Annotated in this window: 15 protein-coding genes and 2 riboswitches; of the genes, 2 read left to right on the top strand and 13 right to left on the bottom strand. The window is 65.8% G+C overall.

Annotated elements, in window-relative coordinates; translation table 11 throughout:
• Positions 1-28: 28 nt before the first annotated feature.
• From PCQ86_RS12180 to PCQ86_RS12140, 9 genes are all read right to left on the bottom strand, one after another.
• Complete coding sequence (locus PCQ86_RS12180; protein WP_172209259.1) at positions 29-697, bottom strand: RluA family pseudouridine synthase; 669 nt, start codon at positions 695-697, stop codon at positions 29-31.
• Positions 698-752: 55 nt separating this feature from the next.
• Entirely contained in the window at positions 753-2,915 is a 2,163-nt protein-coding gene (locus tag PCQ86_RS12175; protein WP_270173850.1) for a PAS domain-containing hybrid sensor histidine kinase/response regulator, read from the bottom strand.
• 75 nt (positions 2,916-2,990) lie between these two features.
• Positions 2,991-3,392 (bottom strand): FKBP-type peptidyl-prolyl cis-trans isomerase, encoded by a 402-nt coding sequence (locus PCQ86_RS12170; protein ID WP_270173849.1) that lies wholly within the window; start codon positions 3,390-3,392, stop codon positions 2,991-2,993.
• A 70-nt stretch (positions 3,393-3,462) separates the two neighbouring features.
• Positions 3,463-6,357 (bottom strand): aminomethyl-transferring glycine dehydrogenase, encoded by a 2,895-nt coding sequence (gcvP, locus tag PCQ86_RS12165; protein WP_270173848.1) that lies wholly within the window; start codon positions 6,355-6,357, stop codon positions 3,463-3,465.
• 68 nt (positions 6,358-6,425) lie between these two features.
• Positions 6,426-6,800, bottom strand: a complete 375-nt coding sequence (gene gcvH / locus PCQ86_RS12160; protein WP_011805186.1) for a glycine cleavage system protein GcvH — start codon at positions 6,798-6,800, stop codon at positions 6,426-6,428.
• 103 nt (positions 6,801-6,903) lie between these two features.
• The gene (gene gcvT, locus PCQ86_RS12155; RefSeq protein ID WP_270173847.1) at positions 6,904-8,034 is read right to left on the bottom strand and encodes a glycine cleavage system aminomethyltransferase GcvT; all 1,131 of its coding nucleotides are present in this window, start codon (positions 8,032-8,034) and stop codon (positions 6,904-6,906) included.
• A gap of 44 nt (positions 8,035-8,078) precedes the next feature.
• Positions 8,079-8,193, bottom strand: a riboswitch (glycine riboswitch).
• Positions 8,194-8,212: 19 nt separating this feature from the next.
• Positions 8,213-8,305, bottom strand: a riboswitch (glycine riboswitch).
• 6 nt (positions 8,306-8,311) lie between these two features.
• Positions 8,312-9,589, bottom strand: a complete 1,278-nt coding sequence (locus tag PCQ86_RS12150) for a TRAP transporter large permease (RefSeq protein ID WP_011805188.1) — start codon at positions 9,587-9,589, stop codon at positions 8,312-8,314.
• Between the two features lie 82 nt (positions 9,590-9,671).
• Complete coding sequence (locus PCQ86_RS12145; RefSeq protein WP_015913282.1) at positions 9,672-10,166, bottom strand: TRAP transporter small permease; 495 nt, start codon at positions 10,164-10,166, stop codon at positions 9,672-9,674.
• Between the two features lie 77 nt (positions 10,167-10,243).
• Positions 10,244-11,215 carry a TRAP transporter substrate-binding protein gene (locus PCQ86_RS12140; RefSeq protein ID WP_088886820.1) on the bottom strand — a complete coding sequence of 324 codons (972 nt, stop codon included), beginning with the start codon at positions 11,213-11,215 and terminating at the stop codon, positions 10,244-10,246.
• Positions 11,216-11,508: 293 nt separating this feature from the next.
• On the opposite strand from PCQ86_RS12140, the gene PCQ86_RS12135 reads away from it, so the two are divergent.
• Positions 11,509-11,964, top strand: coding sequence for an Lrp/AsnC family transcriptional regulator (locus tag PCQ86_RS12135; protein WP_103738988.1), 456 nt, complete (start codon positions 11,509-11,511; stop codon positions 11,962-11,964).
• A 67-nt stretch (positions 11,965-12,031) separates the two neighbouring features.
• Here PCQ86_RS12135 and PCQ86_RS12130 read toward each other — a convergent pair whose 3' ends face one another.
• The 4 genes from PCQ86_RS12130 to PCQ86_RS12115 form a co-directional block, all read right to left on the bottom strand.
• Positions 12,032-12,826, bottom strand: a complete 795-nt coding sequence (locus tag PCQ86_RS12130) for an ABC transporter ATP-binding protein (protein WP_270173846.1) — start codon at positions 12,824-12,826, stop codon at positions 12,032-12,034.
• Positions 12,827-12,842: 16 nt separating this feature from the next.
• Positions 12,843-13,730 (bottom strand): ABC transporter permease, encoded by an 888-nt coding sequence (locus tag PCQ86_RS12125; RefSeq protein WP_015913285.1) that lies wholly within the window; start codon positions 13,728-13,730, stop codon positions 12,843-12,845.
• A 105-nt stretch (positions 13,731-13,835) separates the two neighbouring features.
• Positions 13,836-14,804 (bottom strand): ABC transporter substrate-binding protein, encoded by a 969-nt coding sequence (locus PCQ86_RS12120; RefSeq protein WP_270173845.1) that lies wholly within the window; start codon positions 14,802-14,804, stop codon positions 13,836-13,838.
• A 218-nt stretch (positions 14,805-15,022) separates the two neighbouring features.
• Positions 15,023-16,729: an electron transfer flavoprotein-ubiquinone oxidoreductase gene (locus tag PCQ86_RS12115; RefSeq protein WP_270173844.1), complete on the bottom strand. Its 1,707-nt coding sequence runs from the start codon at positions 16,727-16,729 to the stop codon at positions 15,023-15,025.
• Positions 16,730-17,254: 525 nt separating this feature from the next.
• Here PCQ86_RS12115 and PCQ86_RS12110 point away from each other — a divergent pair.
• Complete coding sequence (locus PCQ86_RS12110) at positions 17,255-18,826, top strand: methyl-accepting chemotaxis protein (protein ID WP_270173843.1); 1,572 nt, start codon at positions 17,255-17,257, stop codon at positions 18,824-18,826.
• Positions 18,827-18,881: the final 55 nt, after the last annotated feature.

The raw sequence follows: 18,881 nt of genomic DNA, 5'->3' as shown, positions 1-18,881 counted from the left end.
GGCATGGTAACGGCCACGCACGCGGCGATCAAAACGGCGGTGCCGAGGCAAACGCGCACCAGCCACCCTGCAGCGGGTGCGCGAACTCCAGCACGCAGGCGTGCAGCAACAGGCGCGGTGCGCGGGCTTGTACGGACGCATCGGCATAGAGCTGGTCGCCAAGGATGGGGTGGCCCAGTGCCGCCAGGTGCACGCGCAGCTGGTGCGTGCGACCGGTGACGGGTTCCAGCTCCACGGAGGTGGTGTCGCCGGCGGCGTCGTGCGCCAGCACGCGCCAGCGCGTGAGGCTGGGCTGGCCGTGCGTGGCATCCACCACGCGCAGCGGACGGCGTTCCCAGTCCGCCGCGATGGGCAGCGCGATCTCGCCCCAGCCGTCCGCGTGCGCAGGGTCGGGCGGCGGCATGCGGCCCGCCACCACGGCGCGGTAGCGCTTGTGCACCAGCCGCTGGGCGAAGCTGTGGCTGAGGGCCCGCTGCATCGCGGCGCCCCGCGCCATGAGCACCAGTCCCGACGTGGGCTGGTCCAGCCGGTGCACGATGAGCGCGTCGGGCCACAGCGCCTGGGCACGCGTACTCAAGGCATCCTGCTTGTCGGGGCCCCGTCCGGGCACGCACAGCAATCCCGAGGGTTTCTCCAGCACCAGCAGCGTGTCGTCCACGTGCACGCTGCGGACGCCCTCTGATGGGCCGGCCGGCATACCCTGCAAAGGTGCATGCGCCCCCGCCGTCTGTACGGCCTGCGGTGCTGTCAACTCAACCGCCATGGGCCAGCCGGTCCACGGTCGCGCACAGCTCTTCCACGTCATTGGGCTTGTGGATCAGCGCGCGTGCGCCTTCGGCCAGCGCGGCCTGTTCGATTTCCGCCGTCACATAGCCGGAGGCCAGGGCCACTGGCAGGTCGCTGCGGATGGTGCGGGCCGCGCGCACGAGATCCAGGCCCGAGTAGCCCGGCATGTTGTAGTCCGTCACCAGCAGGTCGTAGCGCTCGGGGTGGGCCTGCAGGGCGTCTGTGGCTTGGTGCGGGTCGGTGAAACCGCTGACCTCGTAGCCGCGGCGGCGCAGCAGGCGCTGCACCAGAAAGACCAGCGCCTCGTCGTCGTCCACGTACATCACGTGCAGCAGACGGTCTGTTGCCGGCGCCACCGCGGGCGGGCTGGCGGGCGCGACCGGCGCGGGAACCTCCGGCAGGGCGGCCACCATGGTGTACGACGCCACGGGAAAGTACAGCGTGAAGCGGCTGCCCTCGCCGGGTGCGCTGTGCACGTCCACGCCACCACCGTGGGTGCGCATCACGCCGTGCACCACCGCCAGTCCCAGGCCGGTGCCCTGGCCCACGGGCTTGGTGGTGAAGAAGGGTTCGAAGATGCGCGACTGGGTGGCGGCGTCCATGCCCGGGCCGTTGTCATGCACGCGCACGGCCACGTAGTCGCCCGCACTCAGGCCCAGGCTCTCGCGCATGCGCTGGTCGGGCTGGATCAGCGCAGCATCCACGCGAATGCGGCCACGGCGGCTGCCGATGGCGTGCACGGCGTTGGTGCACAGGTTCAGCACCGCTTGCTCCACCTGCGTGGCATCCGCCAATACGGGGGGCAGGTCGGGGGGGACATGCACGGTCAGCTCGATCTCGGGCGGCAGCGTGACCCTCAGCAGCCGTTCGGTGTCGTGCACCACCTCTGCCAGGGTGACGGCGGCACGCTTGGGCGGCTCGTTGCGGCTGAAGGTGAGGATCTGGCGCACCAGGTCGCGGGCGCGCCGGCCGGCCTTGTCGATTTCCAGCAGGCTTTCGTACATCGGCGTGCCGGGCGGGCAATCGGCTTTGGCCAGCTCCACGTTGCCCAGGATCGCATGCAGGATGTTGTTGAAGTCGTGCGCGATGCCGCCGGCCATGGTGCCGACGGCCTGCATCTTGTGCGACTCGCGCAGTTGTCCCTCCAGCGCGTTGCGGCGGGCTTCTTCGCGCTTGCGGGCCGTAAGGTCGCGGGCAAACACGGTGGTGGTCTCGCCTTCCGCATGGCGCTCGAACGACACGCTGATCTCCACCGCCAGCTCGCGGCCCGATGCCGTGAGCGCCGTCATCTCCCCCAGCGCCGCCTGCGTGGTCAGTTGCGCGAACGCCAGCACCTGCTGGGCCTCGGGCAGAAAACGGCTCAACGGGCTGCCCAGCGCGTCGCTGGTGGCGCACTGGAACAGCATCGCTGCAGTAGGGTTGAACACGGTGATGCGCTCGTGCTGGTCCACGCAGATGATCGCGTCGAGCGCGGAGTTGATCACCGCTTCCAGCCGGCGCTCGCTGGTGTGCAGTTGCACGTTGCGCTCCTGCAGCTCCTGTGCGCTGCGCTGTAGGGCCTGGCGTTCGGCCAGCAGCGGCCCTTGGTCGATCACGGCGCACAGAAACTGCGTGAGCGGCGCGTCCTGCTCGGAGCGCGACTCGATGCGCGCGATGTGCAAGTCGCCAGTGATGTGGCGGCCCTCGCTGATGTGGAACACAACCTCCGTGGCCTCTGCCGTGCCCATGGCCCGCGCCTGGTCGAAAGCCTCGCGTACACGCGGCGCGTGGCTGTCGCTCACGAAGGGCATCAGTGCCGTCAGGGGGCGGTCCGTCTCGCGCGGTTGGAACGAGCGCTGTGCCATGGAGTTGGCCTGGACCACCATGTCATGCTCGTCCACCACCATGAGCGACAGCGGCACGCTGGAAAACAGGGCCTCGAATCGCTCGGAAGCGCTTTCGGCCGCGGCCTGGCTGTAGCGCAGCACCTGGTTTTGCGCCTCCAGCTCGGCCTGTGAGGCGCGCAGCTGCGCAATCAGCTCGGCCACGTCGCCGCTGGCCCGTTGAGGGCCGCGGCGCTCCGGCTGCTCAGGGGGTGACGAGGCAGGCTCCGCGGCGGGAAATAGCAGGGACAGGTCGGGGCGGCTCATGGGAATCGGGCAATCCGCAGGCCTGCCAGTGTACGCGTCTGCCTAGTGCCCCACAGGCCGGTGCCGCTGCCTCGTTCAGCGGCGCACCGACAGCAGCTCGATCTCGAAATTCAGCGTGGCGTTGGGCGGAATCACGCCGCCCGCGCCGCGCGCGCCATACGCAATCGCCGGCGGGCAGGTGAGCTTGGCCTTACCGCCCGGCTTCATGCGCTGTACGCCTTCGGTCCAGCAGGGGATGACGCGGTTCAACGGGAACTCGGTCGGCTCGCCGCGCTTGTATGAGCTGTCGAACTCCTTGCCGTCGGGGAAGGTGCCGCGGTAGTGCACCTTGACGGTGTCGGTGGCCTTGGGTGATCCACCGCTGCCGTCCTTGAGCGACTCATAGACCAGGCCGCTGCCGGTGGTGACGGCAGGGGCCTGCGCCTGGGCTGCGGAGGCGAGGGCAAGCGATGCAAGCAGTGCGAGAGGGGGGCGCATGGGTCAAACGTTCAGAAGCAACAAAGGCCCGATGGTAGGGCCGTTGTGAATGCCTGAGCGGAGCAGGCCGTCAGCCCAGTTCGCTCACCGGAACACAGCTGCAGAACAGGTTGCGGTCGCCGTAGACGTTGTCCACACGGCCCACGGGGCTCCAGTACTTGTTCTGGCGCAGGGCGGCAACGGGATAGGCTGCCGCATCGCGCGGGTAGGGGTGCTGCCAGTCGGCTACCAGCAGGCACTCGGCCGTGTGGGGCGCGTTCTTGAGGGGGTTGTCGTCCTGCGGCCAGGTGCCGGCCTCGATCTGGCGGATCTCGCGCCGGATGGCGATCATCGCGTCGATGAAGCGGTCCAGCTCGAACAGCGTCTCGCTCTCGGTGGGCTCCACCATCAGCGTGTTGGGCACAGGGAACGACAGCGTGGGTGCGTGAAAGCCGTAGTCGATCAGGCGTTTGGCCACGTCCTCGGCCATCACGCCGCTGGTGTCCTTCAACTGGCGCAGGTCCAGGATGCACTCGTGCGCCACATGGCCGTTGGCGGAAGCGTACAGCGTGGGATAGTGGTCCTTCAGGCGCGCGCTGATGTAGTTGGCGCTCAAGATCGCTGTCTCGGTCGCGGCCTGCAGACCGTCGGCGCCCATCATGCGGATGTACATCCAGCTGATGGGTAAAACGGCTGCATTGCCCAAGGGAGCTGCGCTGACAGCTCCTGTTTTGGAAGCAATGCCGCCCGTGGCATGGCCGGGCAGGTAGGGCACGAGGTCCTCCACCACGCACACCGGGCCCACGCCGGGGCCGCCGCCGCCGTGGGGGATGCAGAAGGTCTTGTGCAGGTTCAGGTGGCTCACGTCGCCGCCGAACTCGCCCGGCGCGGCCACGCCGACCAGGGCGTTCATGTTGGCGCCGTCCACATACACGCGCCCGCCGTGGCTGTGCACCAGCTCGCACAAGGCCTTCACCTGGGTCTCGAACACGCCATGCGTGCTGGGGTAGGTGATCATCACGCAGGCGAGGTTGGCACTGTGCTTCTCGCATTGGGCTTGCAGGTCCGCCATGTCCACGTTGCCGTTCTCGTCGCACTTGGTCACCACGACCTGCATGCCCACCATTTGGGCGCTGGCGGGGTTGGTGCCGTGCGCGCTACTGGGGATCAGGCAGATGTTGCGGTGGGCGTGCCCCTGCGCCGCGTGGTAGGCCTTGATGGCCAGCAGGCCGGCGTATTCGCCCTGGCTGCCTGCGTTGGGCTGCAGGCTGATGCCGGCGTAGCCCGTGGCCTGGCACAGCCAGGCGCGCAGTTGCTCGTCGAGCAGGCGGTAGCCTTCGAGCTGGTCGGCCGGGGCGAACGGGTGCACTTGGGCGAACTCGGGCCAGGTGATGGGGATCATCTCGCTGGTGGCGTTGAGCTTCATGGTGCACGAGCCCAGCGGGATCATGGTGCGGTCCAGCGCCAGGTCCTTGTCGGACAGCTGGCGGATGTAGCGCAGCATGCCGGTTTCGGAATGGTGGGTGTTGAACACCGGGTGCGCCATGAAGCGGCTGGTGCGCGCCAGAGCATCCGGGAACAGCGCCGGTGCGCCGGCCGCGTCCATCGCCTCGATAGTGGGCAGTTGCTGGCCGTCCCGCGCAAAGATCTTCCACAGCAGCTCGATATCGGCGCGGGTGGTGGTCTCGTCCAGCGAGATGCACAGGTATTCATTCCAGGCTTTTCGCAGGTTTGCGCCCATCTGGACTGCGCGAGCAGCTATTGAATCCGTAGCATCCTTGGTGTGCAGGCTGAGTGTGTCGAAGGCCGAGCCATGGTGGCGGCTGGTGAACCCCAGCTGCGCCAGGCCGCGGCTCAGGATGGCGGTGAAGCGCGCCACGCGGCGGGCGATGCGCGTGAGGCCCTCGGGGCCGTGGTACACGGCGTACATGCTGGCGATCACGGCCGGCAGCACCTGGGCCGTGCAGATGTTGCTCGTGGCCTTTTCGCGGCGGATGTGCTGCTCCCGCGTTTGCAGCGCCAGGCGGTAGGCAGGCTTGCCGTGCACGTCCACGCTCACGCCCACCAGGCGGCCGGGCAGACTGCGCTTGAATTCGTCGCGGCAGGCCATGAAGGCGGCGTGCGGTCCGCCGGCGCCCATGGGCATGCCAAAGCGCTGGGTGGAGCCCACCACGATGTCGGCGTCCCACTCGCCGGGGGCCTTGAGCAGCGTGAGCGCCAGCAGGTCGGTAGCGAAGATGGCGGCGGCCTGCTTGGCGTGGATGGCGTCCACGTCGGCCTGCCAGTCCTGCACCCAGCCGCTGCTGGCAGGGTACTGGATGAGGGCGGCGAAGAAGTCGCCGGCCAGGGCCGCCTGCCATTCCTCCTGGGAATTGGCCACCACCACGGTGATGCCGATGGGGGCGGCGCGGGTCTGGATGACTTCGATGGTCTGCGGGTGCGCATCGCCTGCCACGATGAAGACGTCGCTCTTGGACTTGACCGAGCGCTTGGCCAGCGTCATGGCCTCGGCGGCAGCGGTGGCCTCGTCGAGCATGGAGGCGTTGGCGATGGGCATGGCCGTGAGGTCGCACACCATGGTCTGGAAGTTGAGCAGCGCCTCCATGCGGCCCTGGGAGATCTCGGCCTGGTAGGGCGTGTAGGCCGTGTACCAGGCAGGGTTTTCCAGTACGTTGCGCAGGATGACGCCCGGCGTGTGCGTGCCGTAGTAGCCCTGGCCGATGAAGCTCTTGAGGATGCGGTTCTTCGACGCAATGGCCTGGAGTTCAGCCAGCGCTGCGGCCTCGGTGGCCGGCGCGGGCAGGTCCATGGGGCGCTGGCGCGCAATGGAGCGCGGCACGATGGAATCAATGAGCGCTCGGCGCGAGGCCTCGCCGATCACCGACAGCATGTGTGCTTCGTCGGCGGCGTCGATGCCAATGTGGCGGGGCAGGAATTCAGCGGCGTTTTCAAGCGCCGCCAGGGGCAGGGGGGAGGGCATCTGCATGGCGAGGGACCAGTCTCAAGAGCGATGGGGCGGTGCGGCGGCGCCGTGTGCACGGCGCCGCGGGTGCATCAGGCGTTCTGGGCGAAGGCGGTATAGGCCGTTTCGTCCATCAGGCCGGCGAGCTGGCCGGCGTCGCTGAGCTTGACCTTGAAGAACCAGCCGGCGCCCAGCGGGTCGGAGTTGGCCAGGGACGGGTCGGCGCGCAAGGCCTCGTTGACCTCGACGATTTCGCCGGACACGGGCATGTAGACATCGGCAGCGGCCTTGACGGACTCGACCACACCGGCCACGTCGCCCTGGGCAAAGGTGGTGCCCACCGCGGGCAGGTCCACGAACACCACATCGCCCAACGCATCCTGCGCGTGGACGGTGATGCCGACGACGGCCGCGGCCGGGTCGGCTGCGTTGATCCATTCATGGTCTTTGGAAAACTGGATGCTCATGAGGGGCTCCGGGAAGAAGAGGTGGAAGGAAAAGGTTTGAGAGTGGTCAGCCCGCACTGTAGCCGGGCTGACCTGGGCGCGGTGGCAGTTCGCCGTGGTGAATTCAGCCGCGGTAGTAGCGTGTGGGAACAAAGGGCGTGGCAGCCACTTCCATGGGCACGGCCTTGCCGCGCACCATGGCGTTCACACGGGTGCCGGGGGCGGCATGGGCGGGCATTACGTAGGCCAGGGCGATGGGCTTGTCGGCAGTGGGGGCCAGCAGGCCGCTGGTGACTTCGCCGATGCGCTCGCCCGACTCGTTTTGCAACTCGGTGTGCTCACGCACGGGCACGCGCTCCAGCGCCACCAGGCCCACGCGCTTGCGCGTGAGGGTGGCCGGGCTGTCGATCTGGGCCAGCATCTTGTCGGCACCGGGAAAACCGCCAGCGCGCGCGCCGCCTGTACGGCGCACCTTCTGGATGGCCCAGTTCAGGCCGGCTTCGGGTGGGGTGGTGGTGGTGTCGATGTCGTTGCCATATAGGCACAAGCCGGCTTCCAGGCGCAGCGAATTGCGTGCGCCCAGGCCGATGGGCTTGACCTCGGGCTGGGCCAGCAGCGTGCGCGCCAGGGCCTCGGCCTGCGTGGCGGGCACCGAGATCTCGAAGCCGTCCTCTCCGGTGTAGCCGCTGCGCGTCACGAAGCACTGCGCCCCGGCGATGTCGAAATGCCCGCCGGTCATGAACACCAGTTTGTCCACGCCTGGTGCCAGACGCGCGAGCACCGCAGCCGCCTGTGGGCCCTGCAGCGCGAGCAGGGCCTGGTCGGGCATGGGAATCACCTGGCAGCGTTGGCCGATGCGCTCCTGGATGTGGGCAATGTCGCCCACCTTGCAGGCGCCGTTGACGATCACGAAGAGTTCGCCCTGAGCCATGCGGAAGAACATGAGGTCGTCGATGATGCCGCCCTCGTCATTGAGGAGCAGGCCGTAGCGCTGCTTGCCCACGGGCAGGTCGACCACGTCCACGGGCATCAGCGTCTCGAATGCTGCTGCGGCGTCAGGGCCGACCAGCTTGAGCTGCCCCATGTGCGACACGTCAAACAGGCCGGCCGCCGTGCGCGTGTGGTGGTGCTCGGCCATCAGGCCCATGGGGTATTGCACGGGCATGGAGTAGCCGGCGAAGGGCACCATGCGGGCGCCCAGTTCGATGTGCAGGGCGTTGAGGGGAGTGGTGAGCAGGTCGGACATGGCGGACATGGCAATGGGCGAAGGCAAATGGTGGAGCGATCTCTCGATCGCCGATTTGCCCCGCTGTCCGCTTTACCTGAGAGATTCACCCCGCCTGCATGGCATGTCGCGGGGCTTGCTCCTTCGGTGGGCCGCATGCTGCTGCGGCCTCTCTCCAGCAAGGGAAACACCCGCATCCCTGCGGGCGTGTCGCCAGTCCTTTTGCCTGAGCGTTCGGCTGCTGCCTGCGCCTTCGGCGGCCCGGCCCTGGGGGGCGCGGACTCTCTCCTGACGGGACGGATTCTATCTATTTTGCGTACACGAGATCACGCAGGGCCAGTGAAAGCGATGGCACGTAGGTGATGACCAGGAGGCACAGCAGGACCACGCCCACGAACGGCAACAGGTGGGCGACGATGCGATCCAGGGAGATGCGCGCCACCGTGCATGCCGCGAACAGGTTCACGCCAAAGGGCGGCGTGATCATGCCGAGCGCCAGGTTCACCACCATGATCAGCCCGAAGTGCACCGGGTCCACGCCGAAGTGCTGGGCCACCGGCGCCAGGATCGGCGCCAGCACGATGATGGCGGCGCTGGTCTCGATGAACATGCCGATCACGAACAGCGCGGCATTCACGCCCAGCAGGAACAGCGCGGGCGACTGCAGCACCTCCTGCAGCCAGCGGCCGATGGCGTCCGGCACGCCAGCGCGCGTGATGAGGAAGGCAAACAGGCCCGCATTGGCAATGATGAACATGATCACCGCCGACGAGATGGCCGACTTGCGCAGGATGGCGAACAGGTCCGCGACGCGGATCTCGCGGTAGATCAGCATGCCCACCACCAGCGCGTAGAACACGGCCACGGCAGAGGCCTCGGTGGGCGTGAACACGCCGCCGTAGATGCCGCCCAGGATGATGACTGGCATCAGCAGTGCCCAGCCCGCCTGCAGCAGCGCGCGGCCGAAGGGCATGCGCCCGTCGCCGTCATGCTTGCCCCAGCCCTTGTACTTGCAATACACCCAGACGAACAGCATCAGCGCACCGCTGATGAGGATGCCGGGGCCGAAGCCGGCAATGAACAGCTCACCAATCGACACCTCGGCCGCCACACCGTACAGGATCATGGGGATGGATGGAGGGATGATCACACCCAGCTCGGCACTGGTGGCCTGCAGCGCGGCCGCGTAGCTGGTGGGGTAGCCATGCTTGATGAGCGCAGGAATCAGGATGGCGCCGATGGCGAACGTGGTCGCCACCGATGACCCTGAGACGGCCGCGAAGATCATGCAGGTGAGCACGCAGGTCATGGGCAGGCCGCCCTGCACGCCGCCCACGATGCTCTTGGCAAACTCCACGAGCCGTCGCGAGATGCCGCCGGTCTCCATGAGGTTGCCCGCCAGGATGAAGAACGGAATGGCTGCGAGCGGAAACTTGTTGATGGAGGCGAACATCTCCTTCACGGAGATCAGCATGTTGGCGTTCGCCACCTGGATGCCCAGGATGGAGGCCAGCCCGATGGAGACGGCCACGGAGATGGTGAGCGCGAAGCACAGCACCATGGTGGAGATCATGACCGTGGTCATAGGGCCCCAACGCGCGTCATTTCATGTACCCGCCGCCCCCCGAGGGGGCCGCTCGCTTGCTTGAGGCGGCTCTGCGCGGCGCTCATTGGGCAGTCTCCAGTTCATGGCGCTGCGGGTCGATCAGATTGCCCACGATGCCGAGGATGCTGAACAGCCCACCCACGGGCATGGCCAGATAGGCCCAGAACATCGAAACCGACTCCAGCCCTGCCATCGACTGCACGCCGCCGCGGCGCGCGTAGTCCCACCCCCACCAGATGATCACGGCGATGAGCGCCAGCGCTGCCAGGCACACCACCCAGTCCAGCACGCGGCGCAGCGGGCGCGGGCTCCAGCGGTAGAGCACGTCGACGCTGACCATGGCGCCCTGCCGGAATGCCATGGGAATCGCCAGAAACACCATCCAGATCAGGCTGAAGCGGATCAGCACCTCGGTCCACTCGGCCGGCTCTTCGAAAACGAAACGCATCAGGATCTGGAACATGCCGAGCGCCGAGGCCAGCGCCAGCATGGCGCAGGCGCCCCACATGGCGACGGCGGTGCTCCAGCGCTCGCAGGAGAGGAAGAAGGTTTTCATGCGCACTCACGAAAATATGAATAAAAACGCCCGTGGCACATGATCCACGGGCGGTAGCAGCTACTGAAAAGTGAGCGTCACTTGTAGTTGCGGATCTTGTCGAGGTTGGCCTTGCCGAACTCTTTCTCGAACTGCGCGTTCACGGGCGCGAGCGCGGCGACAAACTTGGACTTGTCCAGATCGTCGATCACCGTCATGCCCTTGGCGCGCAGGTCGGCCACGCCCTTGGCGTCGTCCTCGTCCACGCGAGCGCGGTTGGCCTTGGTGCCCTCCTTGGCGGCGTCGATGAAGGCCTGCTTGTCCGCGGGTGAGAGCTTGTCGAACACCGCCTTGTTCATCACGAAGATGCAGGGCGAGTACACGTGACCCGTCAGCGAGAGGTGTTTTTGTACCTGGTCGAACTTGGCCGAGATGATGACGGGCAGGGGGTTTTCCTGGCCGTCCACCGTGCCCTGCTGCAGGGCTGTGAACACCTCGGGGAAGGCCATGGGCGTGGTGATGATGCCGAAACCCTTGTACGCGGCGATGTGCACCGGGTTCTCCATGGTGCGCATCTTCAGGCCCTTCAAGTCCTCGGGCGTCTTCACGTCGCGCTTGCTGTTGGTCATGTGGCGAAAGCCATTCTCCGCCCAGGCCAGCGCCTTGAAGCCCTTGGCATCGAACTTGGTCAGCAGGTCCTGGCCGATCGGGCCGTCGAGCACGGCGCGGGCGTGGGCCTTGTCACGGAACAGGAAGGGCACGTCCAGGATCTTGGTCTCGGGCACGAAGTTGGGCACGGGACCGGTGGAGCTGAAGGCCAACTCCTGCGTGCCCAACTGCACCGCTTCGATGGATTCGCGCTCGCCGCCCAGCGCGCCGTTGTAGAAGGTCTGCACCTTGTAGCGCCCGCCGGTGCGCTTTTCGACCTCCTTGGCAAACGTGTCGATGGCGACGCCCTGGTGGGAGTTCTGCGCCGTCGAGATGCTGATGCGCATTGTGGTTTGTGCCAAGGCCGTTGCGGCCATGCCCAGTGCCAAGCCCAGGCCCAGCGCAAGTTTGGTCAGCTGCATGTTGTCTCCTGTGAATCTGCGGGTGCTGCCGAAAAATTATGGCAATGCAACATGACGCAGGTCATAGGGGTTTGCGCGGGGACTTGAGAAGGCCGCCTTGGCCCGTCTTGCCAAGTCCCCGCCCAGCGGTAACCGGGCGGGGTCTCGTCAATGTCGTGCGCCCCGGTAAGAGCGCCTTGATGGAAAAGAAGTATGCGCCGCGGGTTGTGGATGAATTTGCTGAATTTCTCTATAAAAACCTACATTGAAGAAAAATTTTCTGTGGTATCTAGGTTTCACGAATAATGCAGCACATGGATCGCCTAGACAGAAAAATTCTCTCCGTCCTGCAAGGCAATGCACGCGCCAGCCTGCAAGAGATTGGCGCCGCCGTCGGCCTGAGCCCCTCGCCGTGCTGGGGCCGCATCAAGAAGATGGAGGAGGCCGGCGTGATCGAAGGCTATACCGTGCGCCTGAACCCGCTGGCGCTAGGGCTGGGCGACACGGTGCTGGTCATGGTCACGCTGGACAGCCATTCCGACAACACGCTGGAGAAGTTCGGCGAGGTGCTGGCCAGCATTCCCGAGGTGGTGGAGGCGCATCTGGTGTCGGGCGAGTACGACTACCTGCTGCGCGTGGTGGTCAAGGACACGCGCGACTATGAGCGCCTGCTGCGCGAGAAGCTCTACAAGATCAAGGGCATACGCCACAGCCAGTCGAGCTTCGTGCTGCGCACGCTGAAGAAGGCAGACCTGCCTTTGGGTGTATGAAAGAAAAAAACTGCTCGCGTCCATGAAATTGGCGCGAGCAGCTATCTTTTTCTGAGCGTGATGGAGCTCAGCCGAGCAGCAGCGCGTCGTCGGCCAGCTTCTCGCCGCGCACCTTCTCGAACATCTGCAGCAGGTCGGGCACGTCCATACGCGCGCGTTCGTCGCCCGAGACGTCCAGCACCACCTGGCCCTGGTGCAGCATGACGGTGCGCTGGCCTACGTCCAGCGCCTGGCGCATGCTGTGCGTGACCATCATGGTGGTGAGCTGGTTCTCGGCCACGATGCGGGCCGTGAGCTGCAGCACGAAATCGGCCGTGCGTGGGTCCAGCGCGGCGGTGTGCTCGTCCAGCAGCAGGATGCGCGAGGGCTGCAATGCCGCCATGAGCAGGCTCACGGCCTGGCGCTGGCCGCCCGACAGCAAACCGATGCGGTCGGTGAGGCGGTTCTCCAGGCCCAGGCCCAGCGTGGCCAGGCGTTCGCGGAACATGGCGCGTTCAGACTGCTTGACGGCGCCGCGCAGGCCACGACGCGTGCCGCGCTGCTGGGCCAGGGCCATGTTCTCCTCGATGGTGAGGTCTTCGCAGGTGCCGGCCATGGGGTCCTGGAACACGCGCGCCACGCGGCGGGCGCGCTCCCACACGGGCTGGCGCGTCACGTCTTGGTTGTCGATGGCGATGTGGCCGGTGTCCACCGACAGGTCGCCCGAGATGGCATTCAGGAAGGTGGATTTGCCTGCCCCGTTGGAGCCGATAACGGTGACGAACTGACCCGCCGGGATGTCCAGCGACATGCCGCGCAGCGCGCGCGTTTCGATGGGCGTGCCGGGGTTGAAGGTGATGAAGAGGTCTTGTGCGCTCAGCATGGAGAGAGCCTTCCTTTCAGCGGCCGCGTGCGGCCAGCTTGCGCTTGAGCTGCGGAATCACGAGGGCGATGGTGACCAGCACGGCAGTCACCAGGTTGAGGTCCTGCGCCTTCAGGCCGATGAAGTCGCTGTTGAGCGCCAGCGCGATGAAGAAGCGGTACACGATGGCGCCGATGATCACGGCCAGCGTGGCCAGCACCAGGCGGCGCGAGGGCAGGATGCTCTCGCCCACGATCACGGCGGCCAGGCCGATGACGATGGTGCCGATGCCCATGGAAATGTCCGAGCCGCCCTGCGTCTGCGCGAACAGCGCGCCCGCCAGTGCCACCAGCGCGTTGGATACGGCCATGCCCAGCAGCACCATGGCGCCGGTGTTGATGCCTTGTGCGCGGGCCATGCGCGCGTTGGAGCCGGTGGCTCGGATGGCCAGGCCGCGCTCGGTGGCGAAGAACCAGTCCATGAACAGCTTGGCCGCGATCACGATCACCAGCAGGATCATCGGGCGCGACCAATAGTCGTCCAGGCCCGGCGGCTGGAGCAAGGTGAACAGCGTCTCGTCGTTGATCAGCGGTACGTTGGGGCCGCCCATGATGCGCAGGTTGATGGAGTACAGCGCGATCATCATCAGAATGGACGCCAGCAGGTCCATGATCTTCAGGCGCACGTTCAGCCAGCCCGTGACCAGACCGGCAACAGCCCCTGCCGCGGTGGCGGCCACCGTGGCCACGTAGGGGTTATGGCCGGTGGAAATGAGGATGGCGCAGACCGCGCCGCCCAGCGGGAAGCTGCCGTCCACCGTCAGGTCGGGAAAGCGCAGCAGCCGGAACGAGATGAAGACGCCCAGCGCGACCAGGCTGAAGATCAGGCCGATCTCGACGGCACCCAGCAGGGAAAAGAGTGACATGGACAGTGGCGGATAGAAAACAAAGCAGGAGCCATGGCGCCATGGCTCCTGCGTGGGGTGCCAGTGGCCCGGGCTGCCGCGGCGGCCCGGCCTTGGCGCGAAGGTTTATTGGACCACTTGCGTGGCGGATTTCACCAGCGCGTCGGAGAGCTTCACGCCCTGCTTCTCGGCGGCGCCGGGGTTCACGAACAGTTCCATCTTCGTGCTGACTTCGGGCTTGATGTCGCCGGGCTTTTCGCCCTTGAGCAGGCGCACCACCATGCGGCCGGTCTGTTCGCCCAGGTCACGGTAGTTGATGCCCAGGGCGGCGATGGCGCCGCGCTTGACGCTGTCGGTGTCGGATGCCACCAGCGGTACCTTGGCCTCCTGGCCGACCTTCACCAGCGACTCGTAGGCCGAGACGACGTTGTTGTCCGTGTTGGTGTAGATCACGTCCACCTTGCCCACCAGGCTGCGCGCGGCGCTGCTCACGTCCACCGAGCGCGGGGCAGAAGCCTCCACCAGCGTCATGCCCATCTTGGGCAACAGTTGCTTGAGCTCGTTGACCACGACGACGGAGTTGGCCTCGCCCGGGTTGTAGACCATGCCCACGCGCTTGGCGCCGGGCACGACCTGCTTGACCAGGTCCATCTGCTTGTCCAGCGCCAGCATGTCGGATACGCCGGTCACGTTGGTCTTGGAGGGCTCCCAGTTCTTCACCAGCTTGGCGGCCACGGGATCCGTCACGGCAGAGAACACCACAGGCACGGTCTTGGTGGCAGCCACTACGGCCTGGGCAGAGGGCGTGGCGATGGCGACGATGGCGTCAGGCTTGTCACCCACGAACTTGCGCGCGATCTGCGCGGCGGTGCCCGTGTTGCCCTGGGCGCTCTGGTATTGCCACTTGAGGTTCTTGCCCTCTTCAAAGCCGGCGGCCTGCAACTGGGCCTTCACGCCGTCGCGGATCGAGTCCAGGGCGGGGTGCTCCACGATGGCGGTCACGGCAACGGACTTTTGCTGCGCATGCGCCACGGGCGCGAGGGCGGCTGCGGCCAGGGCGATAGCGCCCAGGGGCGCCCAAGACAAACTCTTCATAACGGTTCACTCTCCAATTGAACGTGCGGTGTTTTCCTGTGTTTGTAGTACCAGGCCGGCGCAGGAACCACGCGCGGCCTTGTGGGGAGTCTACCGTTTGCCTGCCGTCCGTGGACGGAACGGGCGCTGCGGCACTTTGGGATCAAAAGTGCCTCTACGGCTTTTCGGTCCAGCGCTAACAGCTATTAAAAATATAGCATTGCGCAGCAGCCCCTTGGTTACATGCCCGAATAGTTCGGACCGCCGCCGCCTTCCGGCGTGACCCAGACGATGTTCTGCGTCGGGTCCTTGATGTCGCAGGTCTTGCAGTGCACGCAGTTCTGGGCGTTGATCTGCAGGCGTTGTGCGCTGCCGCCCTTGGCTTCGTCCGGCACGAACTCATACACGCCGGCCGGGCAGTAGCGTGCCTCGGGGCCGGCGTACTTGGCCAGGTTCACATTCACCGGCACGCTGGCGTCCTTGAGCGTCAGATGCGCGGGCTGGTCCTCGGCGTGGTTGGTGTTGCTGATGAACACGCTGGACAGGCGGTCGAAGGTCAGCTTGCCGTCCGGCTTGGGATACACGATGGGCTTGCACTCGGCCGCGGGCTTCAGGTAAGCGTGGTCGGGCTTGTCGCGGTGCAGCGTCCATGGAATGTGGCCCTTGAGCACGAACTGCTCGATGCCGTTCATCACCGTGGCCGTGACCAGGCCCTTCTTGAACCAGGTCTTGAAGTTACGTGCCTTGTTCAGTTCGGTGTAGAGCCAGCTGCCCTCGAAGGCCTTGGGATAGGCCGAGAGCTCATCGTGCTGGCGGCCGCTTTGAATGGCGTCATATGCCGCCTCGGCGGCCAGCATGCCGGTCTTGATGGCGGCATGGCTGCCCTTGATGCGACTCACGTTCAGGAAGCCCGCCTCGCAGCCCACCAGCGCGCCGCCTGGGAAGACGAACTTGGGCAGGCTCATCAGGCCGCCGGCCGTGATGGCGCGTGCGCCGTAGCCCAGGCGCTTGGCGGGCTTGATGCCCTTGGCCTCGTCGCCCTCCAGGTACCAGCGGATGTTGGGGTGGGTCTTCCAGCGCTGGAATTCCTCGAACGGGCTCAGGTAGGGGTTGCTGTAGTCCAGGCCGGTGATGAAGCCCAGCGTGACCTTGTTGTCCTCCAGGTGGTAGAGGAAGGCGCCACCGTAGGTGCTGTTGTCCATGGGCCAGCCGGCGGTGTGCAGCACGAAGCCGGGCTGGTGGCGCTGGGGGTCGATCTCCCACAACTCCTTGATGCCGATGCCGTAGGTCTGGGGGTCGCTCTCCGCATCCAGCTTGTAGCGGGCGATGATCTGCTTGCCCAGGTGACCACGCGCACCCTCGGCAAAGATGGTGTACTTGGCATGCAATTCCATGCCCAGCTGGAATTCGCTCGTGGGCTTGCCGTCCTTGCCCACCCCCATGTTGCCGGTGGCCACGCCCTTGACGGAGCCGTCTTCGTTGTAGAGCACTTCAGCGGCGGCAAAGCCGGGGAAAATCTCCACGCCCAGTCCTTCCGCCTGTTCGGCCAGCCAGCGCACCACGTTGCCCAGGCTGACGATGTAATTGCCGTGGTTCTGAAAGCACTGAGGCAGCAGGAAATTGGGCGTGCGCAGGGAGGACTTCTCGCCCAGGAACACCATGGCGTCGTCGGTCACGGGCTGGTTCAGCGGCGCGCCCTTGGCCTTCCAGTCGGGGATCAGTTCGGTCAATGCCTTCGGGTCCATGATGGCGCCGGACAGGATGTGCGCGCCCGGCTCGGAGCCTTTTTCGAGCACGACGACAGAAACGTCCTGGCCCTTCTCGGCCGCCAGTTGCTTCAGGCGGATGGCGGTGGCAAGCCCGCCGGGGCCGCCGCCGACGATCACCACGTCATATTCCATGGCTTCCCGGGGACCGTAGGTGCTCAGAATTTCGTCGTTCGTCATGGGTGTCTCTTCTGCTTCGATAGTGGAAAAAGGCAGGGTGCCGGCCTGGGGAGCGATGGCCCTGTGTGGTGACCGATTGTATTCAGGCCGTCGCACAGGAATCGCACGGTCGTTCACTTCTCGCGATGCCGTCCAGACACTTCATTTTGTGCAGTGCACAAGCGCAAACGGGGCGTTCGCGTACCTTCGCTTTAAGGGGGAGCGAACTGAAAAACGGCAAGCAATGCCCACTTTTTCGAATCCCGCATTCCGTAATTTGGCAGCGCTTTCGTTATGTGAAAGTGAAGGCCACGGCAAAACCCGAGTCTGGCACCGCGACGGCCAGCGCTGTGGTGTGGAAACCTGGCGGAAGTTGGATGGGATATGAGGGTAAACTCTTAGCTCGAGCAGGGGCATTCTGCGGGAGATGCTTGTTCCGAGCCATTTCCGAATGAAGTCACACTTATTTACATTTGGCGGTTTTTCCTTTCCTTCTCGTGCTTGCTTCACGGACGGTAAGTCAGCCGTTCACGTTCCGAGGGATATATGGAAAACTTTCGTATCGGCACCCGCCTGACGGCTGGGTTTGGCCTGCTCATCCTGTTTGCGATGCTCATGCTCACAGTGGGGGTGTGGCAGTTGCAGGGAGTGGCCGGGAGCACGCGGCAAATCCTTTCTGTGCCGCTCCAGAAGGAACGGCTGGTGACCGACTGGTACGGAGTGATTCGCGCCAGCATCCAACGTGCCACTGCTGTCGCGCGCAGCAGCGACGACTCGCTGACGGAGTTGTTCGCCGCAGAGAACGCCGCGTCGAGCAAGGAAACCAACGAACGGCAGGCCCAGTTCGTCAAGCTCATTTCCGGCAGCGAAGAGCAAGCCCTCTTTGACACTCTCAGCGGACACCGTCAGGCATACATCCAGGCCCGTGACGCCATCATCGCCGCCAAGAAGGGCGGGCAGGCAGAGCAGGTGACCACCTTGTTCGAGCGCCAGTTCGTTCCTGCCTCCCGTGGCTATCTGGAAAGCCTGGCGGCGCTGCGCGACTTCCAGCGGGCCAGTATCGATCGCACCGGGCAAGACATCGACAGCAGCGCTACCGCAAGCTCCTGGCTGATGGGCGGCATCGGGCTGGTGGTCCTGGTGGCGGGCATCGGTGTGGCCTGGATCCTTACCCACAGCATCACTGCGCCGTTGGCCCGCGCTGTTCAAGCAACGCAGGTGGTCGCCGCAGGAGACCTCACGCATGCCGTGCACTCCAGCGGCCGGGACGAAGGTGCCCAGCTGTTGCAAGCGCTGCAAGCCATGACCGACCGTTTGCGTACCATCGTGGGCGAAGTGCGCCAGGGCGCCGACAGTATCGCGGGCGCGTCGGCAGAGATTGCCGCAGGCAACCTGGACCTGTCCCGGCGCACGGAACAGCAAGCCAGTTCGCTGGAGGAAACGGCAGCTTCCCTGGAAGAGCTGACGTCGACGGTGCGTCAGAACGCCGACAACGCCCATCAAGCCAACCAACTGGCGCGCACGGCGGCAGAGCAGGCCCAGCAGGGCGGCCAGGTGATGGACGATGTGATGCAGACCATGCGCGCCATCGACGCTTCGTCGCGCAAGATCGTGGACATCATTGGCGTGATCGACTCCATTGCCTTCCAGACCAACATCCTTGCGCTCAACGCGGCGGTCGAAGCGGCACGGGCCGGCGAGCAGGGGCGGGGGTTTGCCGTGGTGGCCTCCGAGGTGCGCTCATTGGCCGGCCGCTCGTCCGAAGCGGCGAAGGAGATCAAGGACTTGATCGGACGTTCGGTCGATACCGTCGAGGCGGGTAACCAACTCGTGGCGAAGGCCGGCACATCCATCCAGGACATCATTCGCAGCGTTGACCAGGTGAGCGCGCTGGTGGGCGAAATCAGCGCGGCAAGCCGTGAACAGAGCTCGGGCATCGAGCAGGTGAATATCGCGGTGGCGCACATGGACCAGGCGACGCAGCAGAACGCCGCGCTCGTCGAAGAGGCCACCGCTGCGACGCAATCGCTGCAGGGCCAGGCGGCGCAAGTGGCCCAGGCCGTAGGGGTCTTCCGCGTTGATTCCTCGGCAGTCGCGTTGCCGGCACCGCAGGCCTGATCCTGGATACCACCGCACACCCCGCCGGGCCCCCGGGGCCTGGCGCTGGCGTATG

Origin of the sequence: Diaphorobacter sp. ED-3 (assembly GCF_027625375.1) — a bacterium.
Classification (GTDB): Bacteria; Pseudomonadota; Gammaproteobacteria; order Burkholderiales; family Burkholderiaceae_C; genus Diaphorobacter; species Diaphorobacter nitroreducens.
Note: the sequence above shows the minus strand (reverse complement) of the source record. Positions and strands in the feature narration are given on the sequence as shown.